This window comes from Streptosporangium subroseum, from assembly GCF_900188345.1.
GTDB lineage: Bacteria > Actinomycetota > Actinomycetes > Streptosporangiales > Streptosporangiaceae > Streptosporangium > Streptosporangium subroseum.
In genome coordinates this window covers 1-15,223 of record NZ_FZOD01000062.1, presented here as the reverse complement: position 1 = coordinate 15,223, position 15,223 = coordinate 1, and the positions used below count along the sequence as shown (strand labels likewise).

The window sequence follows — 15,223 nt, the reverse complement described above, 5'->3', positions numbered from 1 at the left end:
CACGAGATGACCAGGAAGCTGGACTACCGGTGGCATCTGCGGGAGGTCATGGCCGGTCACGGCATGTTCGCCACCACCGACTTACGCCCGCTGCTGGCCGAGCGCGGCATCGATCTGTCGCCAAGCCAGGTGTACCGGCTGGTGGTGGAGAAGCCGGAGCGGCTCAGCCTCCGTACGTTGATAGCGCTGCTGGACATCCTGGACTGCACCATGGAGGACCTGATCGAACCGTTGCCGGCCCGGCCGTCAGGCGCGGATGGAGACGGCCTCAGAATGACAACGCGGCCATGAAGGCCATGCTGGCCGCCATTCCGGCCGAGCACGCATCCTGGTTGAGCGCCCTTCGATCCGTACTCCGCGCGGGCAGAACGCGGATGAGCCGAGCGCAGGTCCAGGCCAGTCCGATGACCAGGGTCACCGCGGCCAGTGACCCGCCTCCATGCGAGTGCCCGGACGAAACACCGGTGAGAGTGGTCCCGCCGAACGCCGTCAGCACCAAGAGGATGGACATGATCACGAAGTCCTGGATGTGATGACCGGTCTCCGCGCGGCGGGAGGGGGAGCCGCAGAGCCAGCCGGCGGCCAGCAGCGTGAGCACCGCGACGGCGAGGAATGTGCCGCCCAGGTGCCCGGCCGCCATGCCGAGCGCCATGACGACGTGCGGCCACCTCCTGGCCGGACGCGCGGAGGGCAGCACGGCCGGGGCGAGGGCCAGGACGCAGCCGACCGATATCGCCACCGTGTGGAGGAAGGCATGCATCAGGCGATCTCAACTTCCATCGACCGGGTCCTGCTCGTTATCCGACCTGGCCGGGCTGGTAGTCACCGGCGGGCTGCTGGGTGACGACGTTCAGGCGGATCTTCACCAGCTCCTGCGTCGCGGCCGGCAGCGTCGAGTCCGAGACCACCTTGCCCGCCGAAATGAGGTGCTTCAGGAACTTACCCACGACCGGGTCGCCGAAAAGACTCAAGCGGGCTTCCATGAGGGACTTCCTTGCCGTTGTCGGTGGTTACACCCTTCTGGACAGGACAGCTCGGCACGCTGTGACAGGAACGAAGGTGCTGTGCGTTCCCTTCCGGCGCCGTGGCCCCGGCGAGACCGTCCCCCTGTTACTCGTTTGACCTACCGGAAACGGGCGGCATCCTGGGATGGTCCACGCCGAACGTCGTGACCCGCTGGAAGAGCCACCGGGCATCCTCGACGAGGCGGAACAACAGGTGGAGAGCGTTCAGCCGATTCCGGCTCTCGCCGGGAAGAGGGAGAGGCAAGGGGTGAGTGAAGAGGTCTCCTTCGGAGCTCTGCTGAGGGCCTACCGGCAGGCGGCGGACCTGACGATCGAGGAACTCTCGCATGCTTCCGGGGTGAGCGTGCGGGCGATCGGGGACATGGAGCGGGGCGTCAGCCGCGGCCCGCAGCGCCGTACCGTCGCCGCGCTGGCCGAGGTGTTGCGTCTGCCATCGGAAGACCACGACGCCCTCATCGCCTCCGCCCGGGCCGGACGGCCGCGCCACGGCCCCTCCACCGCCGGAATCTGTGAACTGCCTCGGGGAACGGGTGATTTCACCGGTCGCGGGCGGGAGCTGGAGCTGTTGCGCCGGCTCGCCGAGCAGGCCGGCACTGGGGAGGGCGCGGTCGTGGCGACGATCTCCGGCACCGCCGGGATCGGGAAGACAGCCCTGGCCGTGCACGCCGCCCGGCACCTGACCGGGCTTTTCCCGGACGGCCGCTTCTACGTGGACCTGCGCGGCATGGACAGCGTTCCGCCGACTCCGGGGGCGGTGCTGTCGCGGCTGTTGAAGGCCCTGGGCGTGGCCGAGCAGCGGATCCCGAACGACGAGGAGGAGCGTGCCGGGCTCTATCGGGCGCTGCTGGGCGATCGCCGGTGCCTGGTCGTGCTGGACAACGCCGCCGATGAGACCCAGATACGGCCGCTGCTGCCGGCAGCCGGTCCGGGCATGACCATCATCACCAGCCGGCGTTCGCTGGCCGGGCTGGAAGGGGTGCGGCAGATCCCACTGGAGCAGCTGTCCGGTCAGGAGGCGGCCGGGCTGCTCCGGGCGATCGTGGGAGAAGAGCGGACCGAGATCGATCCGGACAGCGTGGCGGAGCTGGCGCGGCTGTGCGGCCATCTGCCGCTGGCGGTACGGATCGCCGGCAACCGGCTGCAGAGCCGCCCCGGGTGGACGATCAGTCAGCTCGCCGGACGGTTGGAAAATGAGGAGCGTCGGCTGGAGGCGCTGGCGGTCGGCGACCTGGCCGTGGCCGCCGCTTTCACCCTGTCCTACCAGCAGTTGTCCGGAACGGCGCGCTTCGGTTTCCGCCGCCTGGCGCTGGCGGCCGCACCGGACTTCGGGATACCGCTGGCCGCCGTCTTGACCCAGGTGGACCTGTTCGAGGCCGAGGACGCGCTGGAGGAGCTGGTCGAGCTGGGCCTGCTGACCTCGCCGTACGCCGGGCGCTATGTCTTCCACGACCTGGTCCGGTTATATGCCCGCGCCCAACTGGAGCAGGAGGAGCCGATCGAGGACCAGCAGCAGGCACGCCGGCGAATGGAGAACTGGCTGCTGGAGGTCGCACTGGTCGCCGGGCGCTGGTTCCAGCCGGCCTATGGTGCGCCACCGCCGGAATGGCGCTCCCTGGTCACGCTCGACAACCGGCAGGAGGCCGGCGACTGGCTGCGGGCTGAGGACACGGCCTGGCTGGAGGCGCTGCGCTCGGCGGCCCGGCGCGGAGAGCACGCCACGGTGGTCGAGGTAGCCGGGTCCATGTACTGGTTCTCCGACATGTGGATCCAGTGGGGGCACTGGCGCGAGGTGTTCGAGCTGTCCTCCGGCGCGGCGCACGCCATGGACGACCGGCTGCGGGAGGCGGTGCATCTCAACCTCCTGTCCTGGGCGCTGTCCGCATGTGAGGGCCGCATGAAGGAAGGGGAGGCGACCGCGTTACGGGCGCTGGAACTGGCCCGCGAGGTCGGCGACATCCGCGAGCAGGCACGGGCGCTGAACTATGCCGGCTCGGCCATCCTCAACGATTCGGCGAGCCTGGAGCGGGCAAGCCTGGAGCGGGCGCTGGAATACACCCGGCGAGCCGCTGATCTCCTCCTGCAGGCCGGGGACCTGGATAGCTATCCCCAGGCCATGGAGAGCTTCATCACCGTCCTGCGGCGGGCGGGCCGGGTCGAGGAGGCCTTGGAACATAGCCTGGCACTGGTGGCCACGCTGCGTGATCCTGCCTACGGCGGTTCTCCGGCCATCGTCAGTCACGTTCTCGGGGGCGCCCTGGACCAGCTCGGCGCCGCCTACCTCGCGCTCGAACGCTGGGAGGAGGCGGCCGACGCCTACCAGCAGGCACTGCCCGAGCTGCGCGCCCGCCCTATTGCCTTGGACTTGGGGCGTACTCAGCACGGCCTGGGTACCGCGCTGCGGCGCTTGGGCCGGGTCGAAGAGGCCCGCCAGGCGTTGGCGGAGGCGCTACGGCTGTTGGAGGAATCCAATGAAACCGAGGAAGCCGCTGAGGTGGTCAAGGAACTCAAGGAGATAGCCGGACCCGGCGCGGCGGCTGGGCACTGAGCTTGATCATCTTGGGTCGGCGATCCGACCGCCTCCTCCGTCGAGGTTGCCCGGATTCAGCACCCGTGATCGGGAGCTGGGGTGGTCAGGGGCAGGTGGCGCGGCGGTGGGTGCGGGAGACTTCGCCCTGGGTGGGTGGTGATGCCGTCGAGAGTCAGATCGAGGTACCGGCGCCACGCCTGCGGCTCAACGATGAGCAGCGGCGCCGCCGTACGCCTGATGCCGCCCAGCAGCAGGACGACATCGGTGCCGGTGACGTCCGGGCGGACGATGCCCTCTTGGCGGGCGCGGGCGGTGAGCGCTTCCGCGGTGTCGCAGAGGCGATCGATCGCGTCACGCACCTGCGGGTGCTGCACGGACGAGCGTCCGATGACCTCGGAGAACGCCTGATCCCTGACGTAGATCTCTACACCGGCGGTCATGAACTCGCGCAGCGCCAGACCGGGATCCTCGGCCGTGAGCAGCGCGGTGCCGGCGTCCACGAGCTCGTCGAACATGCGCAGCATGATCGCCGCCACCAGCTCCTCCTTGGAGGAGAAATGGCGGAAGACCGTGCCCTTCCCCAGCCCGGCACGTTGCGCGATCTCACCGATGGACACGTCGACTCCGCGCTCGGCGAACGCCTTGGCCGCGACGTCCAGCAGCAGTCGGCGGTTGCGCGTCGCGTCACTGCGCGACGGGACGGCGGGCGTCGTTCCAGTCATACGTCTCCCCTCCACCCATCAGCGTACTTCCTAATATGACCGATCGGTCCGGTTCGACGGCAGGCCAAAGGTGACCAGATAGTCCGGTTCGGCGGGATTAAAGTGACCCCTTGGTCCGTTTAGCTCATAGTCTGAACATGACCGACCGGTCCGGTTAGGTCCTGTACCCCATGGTCAAGCGGGCTGTGGAGCCTGTGAGCCCCATATGGAAGGAAGCACGTGAGCAACACGCTGGCTGGAAAGGTCGTCCTCGTCACTGGAGCGTCGTCGGGCATCGGCGAGGCCACCGCGCTGGCCCTCTCGGCGGAGGGGGCCCGGGTCGCGGTCGGGGCCCGGCGCGCCGACCGGTTGGAGACCCTGGCGCGCAAGGCTCCCGGCGAGGTGCTGGCCCTCGAACTCGACGTGACCGACCAGGAGTCGGTGCAAGCCGCGGTCGCGAAGACCGTGGAGCACTTCGGCGCCCTGGACATCCTGGTGAACAACGCCGGGCTGATGCTCGCCGGCCCGATCGCGGGTGCGGACACCACGGAATGGACGCGCATGATCGACACCAACCTGCTCGGGTCGATGTACACCGTCCACGCGGCGCTGCCGCACCTGCTGGAAAGCAAGGGCGCCGTCATACAGGTCTCCTCGACCTCGGGCCGGATCGCGTCGGCCGGCAACGGTGTCTACGCCGCGACGAAGTTCGGCGTCACCGCCTTCTCCGAGGCGCTGCGGCAGGAGGTCACCGCCCAGGGTGTGCGGGTCGTGGTCGTCGAGCCCGGCTTCGTCGCCACCGAACTGGCCGACCACATCACCGACCCCACAATGCAGGCCGCCGCCAAGAACATCGGCGCCTCCATGCGCACCCTGCAGCCCGAGGACATCGCCAACGCCGTCGTGTACGCGGTCACCCAGCCGGAGCACGTCGCGGTCAACGAGATCCTCATCCGCCCGACCGACCAGACCCGGTAGGCGAGCGACACCACGGAGGCGGAAGCCGGCACTCTTGTCACACATCGGGACGCTGTCTTGTCTGAGCTGGTGCACGGCCGGATCGAGCCGGCCACTTTCCGCGAAGGAAGCCCGATGAGCACCGATCACGCTCACGCTCACCACCTCGAGAACCCCGACAAGAGCGGGCCGCCGCCGAAGATCGACGTGGTCGCCACCGTGCCGGGGGCGCCGCCCGCGCCGGAGGGGGCCGAGGCGATGACGATCCTGGTCACGTTGCCGCCGAAGAGCCCCGGTGCGCCGCCTCACCGGCACTCCGGGCCCGCGTACGGGTTCGTGGTCAAGGGGGCCATCAACTTCGAGCTCGAAGGCGAGCCCGTGCGAGTTGTCCGGGCCGGCGAGGCGTTCTGGGAGCCCGGTGGAGACGTGATCCACTACCAGGACGGCAACCACTTCGCCGACGAGGAGTCGGCTTTCGTGGTGACGATGTTCTGCGCGCCTGGGCAGCCGATGTTGACCGTGGTCAGCCCGGAGGAGCTGGAAGCTCGGCGAGACCGTCGCGCACCGCGGTCATGACCAAGGTTTCGTTGACCGCACTCGTTCGCAACCTGCTCACGCGTGCCCGGGAGGTGGACAGCGGTCGCAGTGCCGCCACCGTCCACGGTGGACACGATCGTTCGTTGCGGCAGACCGTGATGGCGTTGCGGCAGGGCGAGCACATGCACGAACACGAGCATCCCGGCGAGGTCACGGTGCACGTGCTGCACGGGCGGGTACGGCTGGTCGCCGGGCCTGACTCGTGGGACGGGCTGCCGGGCGACCTGCTGGTCATGCCCGAACGCCGTCACCGCGTGGAGGCCGTACAGGACTGCGCGTTCCTGTTCACCACCACGCGCTGAAAGCGCTGAAGGCGGGAACCGGGCTCCCGCCTTCAGCGCTGCCAGCAGGTTATTCGACCGATTGCCGACGATGGAGATGTCGCGCGCGGCTCCCCCGCCGGGTCAGAGACCGGCGAAGAACTCCCGTACGTCCTCGACCAGCATGTCGGGCTGCTCCAGCGCGACGTAGGCGCCGCCCTTGTCGAGTTCCGTCCACCGTGCCACCGTCGTGTCGCGCTCGGCGAAGCGACGGATGGTGACGTCGCCGGGGGTGACCACGAACGCCGTGGGGACGGTCACCCGCTCCTTCGGCCCCCAGGCTCCGGGGTCGTGGGCCGCGTCGTGGTAGCTCTGCGCGATCGATCCCGAGGTGCCGGTGAACCACTGGGTGCTGACGTCGGTGAGGATGCGGTCACGGGAGAAGGCATCCTCGGGCAGTTCCGATTTCGGGTCGGTCCATTCCTTGAACTTCTCCACCACCCAGGCGAGCTGGCCGACGGGCGAATCGTGCAGGCCGTACGCAATGGTCTGGGGCCTGGTCGACATGATGATGTTGAACCCGAACCCGTCCTGCATGAACCGCTGGATGGCCGCCATCCGCGCCTGCTCGGTCTCGGTGAGGCCCTCGAGATCGTCGCCGGGGAAGGCCACATAGGCGTTGACGTGCAGGCCGATCAGCCGATCGGGGACCTGACGGCCGAGTTCGACGGAGAGGTTCGCGCCGCCCCCGCCGCCGTGCGAGCCGTACTGGTCGTAGCCGAGCCGTTCCATCAGCTCGGCGAACGCCGCCGCGGTCCGCTTGACGGTCCAGCCGGTGGTGGTGAGCGGGCTGGAGAACCCGAATCCCGGCATGGCGGGCACGACGAGGTGGAAGTCGCGCGACAACGGCTCCAGGACGTCGAGCAGGCCCATCGTCGCCCCGGGGTTGTCGTGCAGGAGCAGGAGCGCCTTGGCATCCTGGCGTTCGGAGCGAATGTGCTTGAAGTGGACGATCTGGCCCTGGATCTCGGTGATGAACTGCGGCCACTGATTCAGGTCGGCCTCGGCCGCGCGCCAGTCGAAGTCGCGGGCCCAGTAGTCGGCCAGGCCCTTGAGATAGTCGACGGGCACGCCGCGGCTCCAGTTCGCGCCCGGGATCTCGGGCGTCCAGCGGGTACGCCGCAGCCATTCCTGGAGTCCGCCCCTGACCGGGCGCACCAGGAGATACGCGAGCTCCTGCCCATCGCGCAGCGGACCCTGAGCGAGGTGCACGCCATCACCGGCCCACCCGCCCGGCTGATCTTCACCGAAGAACTAGGGCCTGTACGAACTTCGGATCTTTAGGTGGATCGGAGGCTTCGAACCCACAAGATGGTTCCCCGTAGATAAAGGCCGGCGAGATAGCTGTCGGGAGTCTTGTCGAAGCGGAAAGCCAGCCCGCGCCACTCCCTGATCCGATTGATGCAGCGTTCCGCCGCGTTTCGCTGCTTGTAAAGCTCTGGATCATGGTTGACCGGGCGGCCGCCACGGGAGCCGCGTTTTTTACGGTGGGCCGCCTGGTCACTCTTCTCCGGGATGACGGCCTTGATGCGCCGCCGACGCAGATAGACACGGTTGGCGCGGGAGGAATAGGCCTTGTCGGCGGCCACCGCGGCCGGGCGGGTGCGCGGGCGTCCGACGAGCAAGCGAATCTTGATGCGCTCCAGTACGGCGCGAAACTGCGGGCTGTCTCCGGCTTGGCCCGGGGTCAGGACGAAGGACAGCGGACGGCATCGCCGGTCAGCCGACAGGTGCACCTTGCTGGTCAGCCCGCCCCGAGAGCGACCCAGCTTGGCCGCCGTCAGCCGTATTCTGCGCCGCCGTCGTAACCGCCGACGTTCGTCGCCGTCTCCGTCTTCGCCGTTCTGGGGGTTTTGCCCCTTTGGCGCAGCCCCTTTTCCTGTACGGAGGCCTCCTGAAGCGCTTTGACCAGCTCGCCGTCCAGGACCATTCCGGCGGCGTGGTGGTGAGCGCGGGCGGTGGTGGAGTCCACGCTGACCAGGTCAAGGTCGGCCTGCCCACGGGCAGCGGCCTCAGCGATCATCGCCTGCATCAACTGCTCGAAGACACCGGCCGTGGCCCAGGACCGGAACCGGTCGTAGACGGTGGACCAGGGCCCGTACTCCTCAGGCAGATCCCGCCACGGACCGCCGGTACGAAACCGCCACATCACCGCGTTGAACTGCCGGCGCAGGTCCGGGATCGGACCACGCTCGCCCAGGGGCAGGTGAGGATCGATCAAGGACCATTCGTCATCGGTGAGGTCTCCACGCGCCATGTCGATGGCCTACCAGGATCGGAGACCAATGCGCAGGCGAATCCCGCTGATCTCAACTCCGTACAGGCCCTAGAGCTACAAGATCAATCTTGCCGATGGCGACTGTTCCGTTGTTGGAGTGTCAGTAAGACTCGTGCGACCAGGTACATGCGATCGAGTTCGCCCAGGCTCAGCGGGTGCTGCTCGGAGAGGTCGAGGGATCTTTCCCTGATCGTCGGGTGCAGGCTCGACGAGCGACGGCTGGTCGGCGAGGTGGCCGTCGCCGTCGAGCGGTTGCTCAGCGGTGGCTTTCCGCAGCGGACCTGAGCGCGTCGAGCGTGGACTGGTGCGGCTGCGCAATGACGGCCTTCGACTCGTCGACGAGGCCGGTCAGGCGAGCTACCTCGGCGTCGGTCAAGTTCTTGGCGACCTCGGCCGCGGCGATGTTGGCGCGCAGGTGAGCCGGGTTCGCCGTGCCGGGGATGACGACCATGGCGGGAGAACGGCGCAGCAGCCAGGCCAGCGCGACCTGGGCCGGCGTCACGCCAAGGCGCTCCGCGGGGCCTGCCAGCTCGTCGTAGCTGGCGAGCTGCCCAGAGGCCAGCGGGAAGTAGGGGACGAACATGATGCCCTGCACCTCGCAGTCGGCGAGGACCTGAACGCCGCTGCGGTCGAGCAGGTTGAAGCGGTTCTGCACGGCCGCGATCGGCGTCATCTTCTGCGCGTGGGTCAACATCTCCGGCGACGCGCCGGACAGACCGATGCGGCGGATGAGCCCCTGGTCGCGCAACTCGACGAGCACGCCGAGCGAATCCTCCAGCGGCACGTCGCTGTGCGTTCCCGGAGTGTCGCCGGCAAGCCGCAGGTACGTCAGCTCACTCGCCTCCGCACCCAGGTCGGCCAGCGCCTCGTGGACCTGCCGGCGGACCGTGTCGGGGTGGTCGGTGATGATCCACGACCCGTCCGGGCCCCGCCCGGCGCCGACCTTGTTACCGACGATCACCCCCTCCGGGAACGGCCGTAGCGCCTCCCCGATCAGCCGGTTCACCGTACGCGGCCCGTAGGCGTTCGCGGTGTCGAAGAACGTGACTCCCAGCTCGACCGCCAGGCGCAGCACCCGCCGCGCCGTCTCGGGGTCGTCCGGCGGCCCCCATACGTTCGACCCGGCGAGTTGCATGGCGCCGTATCCGACACGATTCATTGGCTTCTCCCTTGATGTATCACTGCCACGCTGATCCGCGTAGCACTGCCCGTTTCAGTGATACGCCAAATGCCGTAGCATTGCAACCGTGGATGACGCGAAGACCCATACCCGGCGGCAGATCCTCAAGGCGGCGGCCGGCATCCTGGAACGAGAGGGCGCCCAGGCGGTCTCTACCCGCTCAGTCGCCGCGGCGGCCGGTATCCGCGCCGCCTCCCTCTACCAGCTCTTCGGCGACAAGGACGCCCTCCTCGCGGCCCTGGCCATGCACGGCTTCGACCTCTACCTGGCCGAGAAACATGAGCTGGCGCACACCGACGACTCGGTCGACGACATGCGTCGCGGCTGGGACATGCACGTCGACTTCGGCCTGCGCCACCCCGCCTTCTACGTGCTGATGTTCGGCACCGACCGCCCCGGCCGCCGCCCGCCCGCCGCCCAGGAGGCCCACGATCTCCTGCTGAAGTTCCTCGACCGCGCCGCCGCCGTCGGCCGCCTCCGGGTCCCGACCCTCATCGCCGCCCGCCTCTTGCATGCCGCCGTCACCGGCGTCACCCTGTCGCTGATCGGCGCCCCCGCCGAGGACCGCGAGCCGGAGATCTCCACGAGAATGCGTGACACCCTCATCGACTCCCTCACCACCGACCCGCCCCCTGTCACGGACACCGGCCTCGCCTCCCGGGCTCTCGCCCTCGATGCCGCCCTCACCGCCGCAGAAGGGGCCCCTCTCCCGCTCCGCCCGACCGAAACCGCCCTCCTACGCGACTGGCTCCACCAGCTCGCCCGCTGACCCGAACGGTCTCGCGGCCTGTCCGGCGTGGCCACGCCACTGACCGTTCCGATCCTCCCCGCAAGCCAGTAATGCACCGCTGAGCTGGGCGGACTCAATCGCATGTACCTGGTCGCACGGGTCTTACCGATACCCCTTGTTCCCTGAGGTTGTTGCGCTCTTGGGTAGGTATACGCCTAGATGCGATCTATCCCAGGGCCGACAGGTCGGCCCGCGCATGGCCCCAACCACCAGAGACGATCAACGTGTCGAGCGGGCCGGTGAGCCGTTCGAGCGATTGCCGGCTCTGCAGCATCAGCCCCGTGGCGCAGGCGATCGGGTGTCCTCCAGGGCGGACGACTGTCGTGTGGTACGGGGTGCGCACCGCCCCGAGCACGTTCGCCATCGCCAGGCTCGTGGTGACGCACGCGATGTCGAGCAGTTCCGCATCGTCGTAGCCGGCTACCACGACCCAGCGTCCGTCCATGATCCAATCGTAGGCAGATAAGACCATTGGCCCAAGTTCTCGGACATCGTGTATGGCCGAACTCGATGGGAGGTGGGCCGGACCACCACAGTCGGACCATGACGAAGACCGTTCCCGCTCGTGACTCGGCACTCGACACAGCCGCGCACCGGCAGACCCGTTCTGCCCGCATCGTGGCAGCGCTCGTACACCGCTGGCCGACATGGCTCGCGATCGCCTTCGCCGCCGTGCTCTCCTCGGACCTGGACGACGGACGTGAGTTCGCGTTCCTCGTGTTCATCCTCGCGCTGGGCTACCTGGCCACAGCGGTCATCGACCGGCCCGGCGCCATCTGGAGCGTGCTCGGCGTACTGATGGCGGCTGTGGTGCTGATGAGGGTGCTAAGCGGCGACCCGTGGCCCATACTGATCGTCACCGCGCTCGCGCTCATCATGGTCGGCCTGGTCCGTGGACAGCTACGCAGGCCGGGCGCATTCGCGCTCCAGTCGCCGGCCATGTTCGTCTTCGGAGCGATCGCACTGGGCGCCCTGCACGTCCATCCGGACCTCGGCCGTTACCTGGTAGCCGCGGGACTGCTCGGCCACGCCGCCTGGGACGCGGCTCACTGGCGGGCCGACGGGATCGTGACACGTCCGTTCGCGGAGTGGTGCGGCGTCCTCGACCTCCTGCTCGGGTTGGCCGTCCTGTTTCTGGCCTGACGCGCGGGTACCGCTATGCCGCTCCTGTCCGGACCGCGGCCTGCCAAGCGACATGAAAGTGAGTCAGAGCCCACTCTTGTGTCGCTTGGCACGGCCGGCCTTAGCCATAGGAGTGCCGGGCCATCACCGAGGGAGAGGCGCATGTCTCGGATTCAGTGGCAAGAACCGGCAGATGCCTCAGATCCGATGGCCATGCCTCAGTTCAAGTGGTAAGGGACAACCGGCCCGAACGGGCCCACTGAATATCCACGTGAGCACCGCTCTACCTGCTGGTAGCTTGCGGGAAGACTCATTCCCGTGAGTTGAATTGTGCCCTTGTGAACCGGACATTCTCACCCGGCGCCGGACCCCTCCGGCGGCACGGTAACCCCTGGCGTAGGCCCCCAGTGTTTGGGCTGGCCTATCGCACCGCTGCGGTTCACGGTGGTGAGGCCCTCGCGGTCGATTTTTGCGCCGTCGATTTTTGCGCGGTTGAGATTCGCGCTGACGAGATACGCGCCGGAGAGGTTGATCCTCACGCCGTATGGGTCCTGACGGACGATGTGTCGGCCGATCACAGTGACTGCGGCCTGAAGGTCGGTTCGCAGCACCGGACCCCGAGGTTTCACGTTTCCTGCTTCATCGATCTCGGAGTCTTGGGAGTGCTCTCGGACGAACGCCGCCAGCACCTCCATGACCGTGGGGTGGTCGCGGGCCGAGTCGCGGGCGATCCGCTCCAGCGCATAGATGCCCCCCAGTCGGATATCGAGCTTGTCCGAGCCGAGTTGCTCGATCGCCTTGGTGTAGCGGTCGGTGATGTGTCCCTGGCGTGCGGTGTCGGCGTTGCGCGCGGTGTAGTACACCGCCACCAGTGCGATCAACCCGGTGGCGATCGCCAGCGCCCGCCCGCGCACCGCATCCAGCGCCGCCGCCAGATCCTTACCGGCCAGGCCGCGCACCCCGTCGAAGTGCGCCAGCACCCACGCCGCACCCGGACCGAGCACCCAGCCAAGCCCCGCGACCAAGACCACGCCCAGCACAGCAGCCAGAGCGAACCCGGGGGATCCTCGCCAAATCTCATATCCCCCAGGCTGGCCACTCCACCCGGCGTACACGGTGCCCTGGCCGTCAGCGATGACCAATCGTGACCGGCCGCATCGGCGATGTTCTCCCGAGCGTGACCCTAGCCCCAAAGTGACGCCCGGAAAGCGTTCAGGGCCGTCAGACCGGTTGGTCTGACGACCCTGAACGGCCAGTTCATGGTCAGGCCCTGTTGGGGCCCACAGGGTTGCGATCTTGCTGCCGTGACTGCCCGAGTGCGTGGTCGCAGGGCCAGGCGTCCTAACCCCAGTCAGTCTTTGCTCGCTGCAGCACATCCTCCAACGAATCGACCCCGGCCAGGACGTCGATGGCGGTCTGGCAGGCGCGAGCGGCCCACGCGGCGCCGGCACCGGTCCCCTCGCGGGCACGAGGGTTCGGGGCTATGACCGCTTGCGACAGCAGGCGCAGGGTGGTCTCGCTCGGGTTGCCGAACGCGATGAGGACCATCTCAGCCAGGGTGCGGGGGCGCCTTCGGGCTACATCTTGGCGGTGTCGCGGACCCATCCACCGATCGACATGACGGTGGGGAGGTCTCCGCAGTCGTCGGTCGCACTCTTCCACAACGGCTCGCGCGGGTCGGATGGGAGCAGCAGCATGAGACGGACAAGCCGTTCCGCGGCGGGGGACATTTTCTGCACGCGCGTTCCTCCAGAGATTAGGGGCGTATGCGGCCTCCGACCGCCCGAGGTAACCGGCAGCCGCTCACTGACATTAAGTTCGCGCGACCCCGTGACAACAGGACTGACATCCTCGCCCCTCTGGGCCAGGGGCCCCGCCGTGTCGACCTTCAGGCGATGGCCGAGCCGGAGCATGCCGTTGCCTGTAGTCCGGCGGCGGTGACCGCTTCGTCCAGCGTGTGGTGCACCTCGAACGACCCGGCGAGGCCGGTAAGGTCCAGCAGTCGCCTCACGCGCTCGTGCGGGGCCACCAGATGCAGCCGGCCCTCTGCGGCGGCCAGGCGGGCGCGGGTGTCAAGCAGGGTTCTCAGGCCGGAGCTGTCCAGAAAGGTCAGGGCGCTCAGGTCGAGAAGCAGCGGCTCCTGCGGGCGCGGGTGAGCCTGGTCCAGGGAGGCCAATAGCCGGACGGAGTTGGTCGCATCCACCTCGCCTGCTACCCGGGCCACGGTTCCGCCGGGCAGGTACTGACAGGTGAGTGATACCAGGGTCACGGCGCTTTCCTCCATCCCGGTTCCATGCCGGTGAGAAGAAGTTGAGGTGGCAGCGGCGATGATCGCTCGCCGTAGGGTAGGCGAGGGACAGCCGCCTGTGGCGGAGCCCTGACCACCATGACTACGGAAGGACATTACCGGAAAGACAGTTCATCATACGATGGGCAGTCCGACGGGACCACCCCTCCGACCGCTACGTTGCAGGATCGAAAGTGTGACGCGCCGTGCCTGATGCTGGATCTTCTACCTGGACCTTTTTGACCCACCACGCGCGGGTGCTGCTGGAGATCGCCCGCAACCCGCAGGCGCGGCTGCGCGACATCGCCGCGGTCATCGGCATAACCGAGCGCGCCGTGCAGGGCATCGTCAGCGACCTGCACGAGGCCGGCTACCTCAATCGCGAACGGGTCGGGCGGCGCAACCACTACAGCATCAACGCCGATCAGCGCCTGCGCTACCCGACCGAAGCGGATCTGCCGGTACGTCGCCTGATCGAGATGCTCACCGACCACGAGCTCACTCCGTTGGCGCCTCCTGCCGACACCTCCGCCGAGCGCGAGGCGACAAGGCGTTGATGTGTCCTGTGCCCGACCGGCTTATATACCGGCCCCTTTGAGCTGGCCAGGGGCGACAGGGTGAAGGTCAAGGGCATGCCCTCGCCGGGCGGGCAGGCTCCGGGATGGGGGCCGCCCGCTTGGATGATCTTGCCTGGTGGTGGTACGGGGGACCGGTGATCCTTCCCGTCTGCCTGCCCCAGGGGCTATCAGCCCAGAACACCGGTATCGACTCCCCCGTGCAGGTGGGGCAACCAGCTGGCGTGGAAGGTCACCGGGAGCAGGTACACGCGAAGGGGGAGCCGACACCGGCAACCTGGCCCGATAGGGCGGAGCCCAGGCAGACGGGATGGATCACGCGGTAACTCCCCTCCGGTGAGAGATCAAAACCCGCCGGGCGCGAGGTCGAGTGACAAGGCGAAGACCGGCGAGCACGACCACCACGGCGAGGCCGGGCCGACCTGCTCGGCCACCGCCTGAACCGCCGCTCAGCGCCGAGCTTTGCCCTTTGGCCGATCGAGGGTGCAGGGCCGCCCATATTTGGGCCGTACCGCGGCGATGAACTCGGCAAGAGCAATTTCGTCAACGCCAGCACATCCGCCGCGTTATCCCGATAGACGTCCGCTATGCGCTGCAACTGTTCGACCAGGAAATCTCGACGTTCCCTGGCTCGCAGCTCTCGGAATTGTTCCTGCTGATCCTGGGCGGCCTTGCGGGCGGTAAGCCATAGACCGCACAGGGCAACGATGACAGCTGCGAGCGTTCCCCAGCCGGGCTTCGCCACGCACGCCCCCTGGAACGCGGTGAGAGCGGGGCCGGATCGACCGGGCTCGGCCTCGACATCGCCCGCCGCACGGCGGAGTCGTCGGGCGGCTCCCTGTCCCTGCGAAGCTCCCCGGAGGG

The 15,223-nt window shown here is 68.1% G+C and carries 19 protein-coding genes and 1 pseudogene; 9 read left to right on the top strand and 11 right to left on the bottom strand.

Features of this window, described 5'->3' with window-relative positions; translation table 11 throughout:
- Positions 1 to 6: 6 nt before the first annotated feature.
- Positions 7 to 291 (top strand): helix-turn-helix domain-containing protein, encoded by a 285-nt coding sequence (locus CHC08_RS38060; RefSeq protein ID WP_089212242.1) that lies wholly within the window; start codon positions 7 to 9, stop codon positions 289 to 291.
- Here CHC08_RS38060 and CHC08_RS38055 read toward each other — a convergent pair.
- Positions 269 to 760, bottom strand: coding sequence for a hypothetical protein (locus CHC08_RS38055; protein ID WP_089212241.1), 492 nt, complete (start codon positions 758 to 760; stop codon positions 269 to 271). The genes CHC08_RS38060 and CHC08_RS38055 overlap by 23 nt on opposite strands.
- 37 nt (positions 761 to 797) lie before the next feature.
- Positions 798 to 983, bottom strand: coding sequence for a hypothetical protein (locus CHC08_RS38050; RefSeq protein ID WP_089212240.1), 186 nt, complete (start codon positions 981 to 983; stop codon positions 798 to 800).
- A gap of 166 nt (positions 984 to 1,149) precedes the next feature.
- On the opposite strand from CHC08_RS38050, the gene CHC08_RS38045 reads away from it, so the two are divergent.
- Positions 1,150 to 3,570 carry an ATP-binding protein gene (locus CHC08_RS38045; protein WP_089212239.1) on the top strand — a complete coding sequence of 807 codons (2,421 nt, stop codon included), beginning with the start codon at positions 1,150 to 1,152 and terminating at the stop codon, positions 3,568 to 3,570.
- 56 nt (positions 3,571 to 3,626) lie between these two features.
- Here the strand turns inward: CHC08_RS38045 and CHC08_RS38040 are convergent, their stop codons facing one another.
- Positions 3,627 to 4,274 carry a TetR/AcrR family transcriptional regulator gene (locus CHC08_RS38040; protein WP_089212238.1) on the bottom strand — a complete coding sequence of 216 codons (648 nt, stop codon included), beginning with the start codon at positions 4,272 to 4,274 and terminating at the stop codon, positions 3,627 to 3,629.
- 219 nt (positions 4,275 to 4,493) lie between these two features.
- Between CHC08_RS38040 and CHC08_RS38035 the strand changes: the two genes are divergently transcribed.
- The 3 genes from CHC08_RS38035 to CHC08_RS38025 all read left to right on the top strand — a co-directional run bounded on the left by CHC08_RS38035 (position 4,494) and on the right by CHC08_RS38025 (position 6,109).
- Positions 4,494 to 5,231, top strand: coding sequence for an SDR family NAD(P)-dependent oxidoreductase (locus tag CHC08_RS38035; RefSeq protein WP_089212237.1), 738 nt, complete (start codon positions 4,494 to 4,496; stop codon positions 5,229 to 5,231).
- Between the two features lie 114 nt (positions 5,232 to 5,345).
- The gene (locus tag CHC08_RS38030) at positions 5,346 to 5,786 is read left to right on the top strand and encodes a cupin domain-containing protein (RefSeq protein ID WP_089212236.1); all 441 of its coding nucleotides are present in this window, start codon (positions 5,346 to 5,348) and stop codon (positions 5,784 to 5,786) included.
- An 11-nt stretch (positions 5,787 to 5,797) separates the two neighbouring features.
- Entirely contained in the window at positions 5,798 to 6,109 is a 312-nt protein-coding gene (locus CHC08_RS38025) for a cupin domain-containing protein (protein WP_245878815.1), read from the top strand.
- Positions 6,110 to 6,211: 102 nt separating this feature from the next.
- Here the strand turns inward: CHC08_RS38025 and CHC08_RS38020 are convergent, their stop codons facing one another.
- Together CHC08_RS38020 and CHC08_RS38015 are read right to left on the bottom strand one after the other, a co-directional pair.
- A complete protein-coding gene (locus tag CHC08_RS38020; protein ID WP_245878814.1) occupies positions 6,212 to 7,339 on the bottom strand; it encodes an epoxide hydrolase family protein in 1,128 nt (375 codons plus the stop codon).
- 68 nt (positions 7,340 to 7,407) lie between these two features.
- Positions 7,408 to 8,384: pseudogene (locus CHC08_RS38015) on the bottom strand (IS5 family transposase).
- A gap of 147 nt (positions 8,385 to 8,531) precedes the next feature.
- On the opposite strand from CHC08_RS38015, the gene CHC08_RS50025 reads away from it, so the two are divergent.
- The gene (locus CHC08_RS50025) at positions 8,532 to 8,690 is read left to right on the top strand and encodes a hypothetical protein (protein ID WP_179282446.1); all 159 of its coding nucleotides are present in this window, start codon (positions 8,532 to 8,534) and stop codon (positions 8,688 to 8,690) included.
- Here CHC08_RS50025 and CHC08_RS38010 read toward each other — a convergent pair.
- Positions 8,662 to 9,564 carry an aldo/keto reductase gene (locus CHC08_RS38010; protein WP_089212234.1) on the bottom strand — a complete coding sequence of 301 codons (903 nt, stop codon included), beginning with the start codon at positions 9,562 to 9,564 and terminating at the stop codon, positions 8,662 to 8,664. The two genes, CHC08_RS50025 and CHC08_RS38010, sit on opposite strands and share 29 nt — an antisense overlap.
- 88 nt (positions 9,565 to 9,652) lie before the next feature.
- On the opposite strand from CHC08_RS38010, the gene CHC08_RS38005 reads away from it, so the two are divergent.
- The gene (locus CHC08_RS38005; RefSeq protein ID WP_089212233.1) at positions 9,653 to 10,354 is read left to right on the top strand and encodes a TetR/AcrR family transcriptional regulator; all 702 of its coding nucleotides are present in this window, start codon (positions 9,653 to 9,655) and stop codon (positions 10,352 to 10,354) included.
- A gap of 187 nt (positions 10,355 to 10,541) precedes the next feature.
- Here CHC08_RS38005 and CHC08_RS38000 read toward each other — a convergent pair whose 3' ends face one another.
- Positions 10,542 to 10,820, bottom strand: coding sequence for a type 1 glutamine amidotransferase family protein (locus CHC08_RS38000; protein ID WP_143653512.1), 279 nt, complete (start codon positions 10,818 to 10,820; stop codon positions 10,542 to 10,544).
- Positions 10,821 to 10,918: 98 nt separating this feature from the next.
- Here CHC08_RS38000 and CHC08_RS37995 point away from each other — a divergent pair, with 98 nt between their 5' ends.
- A complete protein-coding gene (locus CHC08_RS37995) occupies positions 10,919 to 11,518 on the top strand; it encodes a hypothetical protein (protein ID WP_089212231.1) in 600 nt (199 codons plus the stop codon).
- A 332-nt stretch (positions 11,519 to 11,850) separates the two neighbouring features.
- Here the strand turns inward: CHC08_RS37995 and CHC08_RS37990 are convergent, their stop codons facing one another.
- The 4 genes from CHC08_RS37990 to CHC08_RS37975 form a co-directional block, all read right to left on the bottom strand.
- On the bottom strand, positions 11,851 to 12,537 hold the full coding sequence (locus tag CHC08_RS37990) for a hypothetical protein (RefSeq protein ID WP_179282445.1): 687 nt from the start codon (positions 12,535 to 12,537) through the stop codon (positions 11,851 to 11,853).
- A 301-nt stretch (positions 12,538 to 12,838) separates the two neighbouring features.
- Positions 12,839 to 13,045: a hypothetical protein gene (locus CHC08_RS37980; RefSeq protein WP_089212228.1), complete on the bottom strand. Its 207-nt coding sequence runs from the start codon at positions 13,043 to 13,045 to the stop codon at positions 12,839 to 12,841.
- A 29-nt stretch (positions 13,046 to 13,074) separates the two neighbouring features.
- Complete coding sequence (locus CHC08_RS50020; protein ID WP_179282444.1) at positions 13,075 to 13,236, bottom strand: hypothetical protein; 162 nt, start codon at positions 13,234 to 13,236, stop codon at positions 13,075 to 13,077.
- 149 nt (positions 13,237 to 13,385) lie between these two features.
- Positions 13,386 to 13,766 carry an STAS domain-containing protein gene (locus CHC08_RS37975; protein ID WP_179282443.1) on the bottom strand — a complete coding sequence of 127 codons (381 nt, stop codon included), beginning with the start codon at positions 13,764 to 13,766 and terminating at the stop codon, positions 13,386 to 13,388.
- A 275-nt stretch (positions 13,767 to 14,041) separates the two neighbouring features.
- Between CHC08_RS37975 and CHC08_RS37970 the strand changes: the two genes are divergently transcribed.
- Positions 14,042 to 14,341 carry a helix-turn-helix transcriptional regulator gene (locus CHC08_RS37970; RefSeq protein ID WP_245878813.1) on the top strand — a complete coding sequence of 100 codons (300 nt, stop codon included), beginning with the start codon at positions 14,042 to 14,044 and terminating at the stop codon, positions 14,339 to 14,341.
- The last annotated feature ends 882 nt before the right edge of the window (positions 14,342 to 15,223 follow it).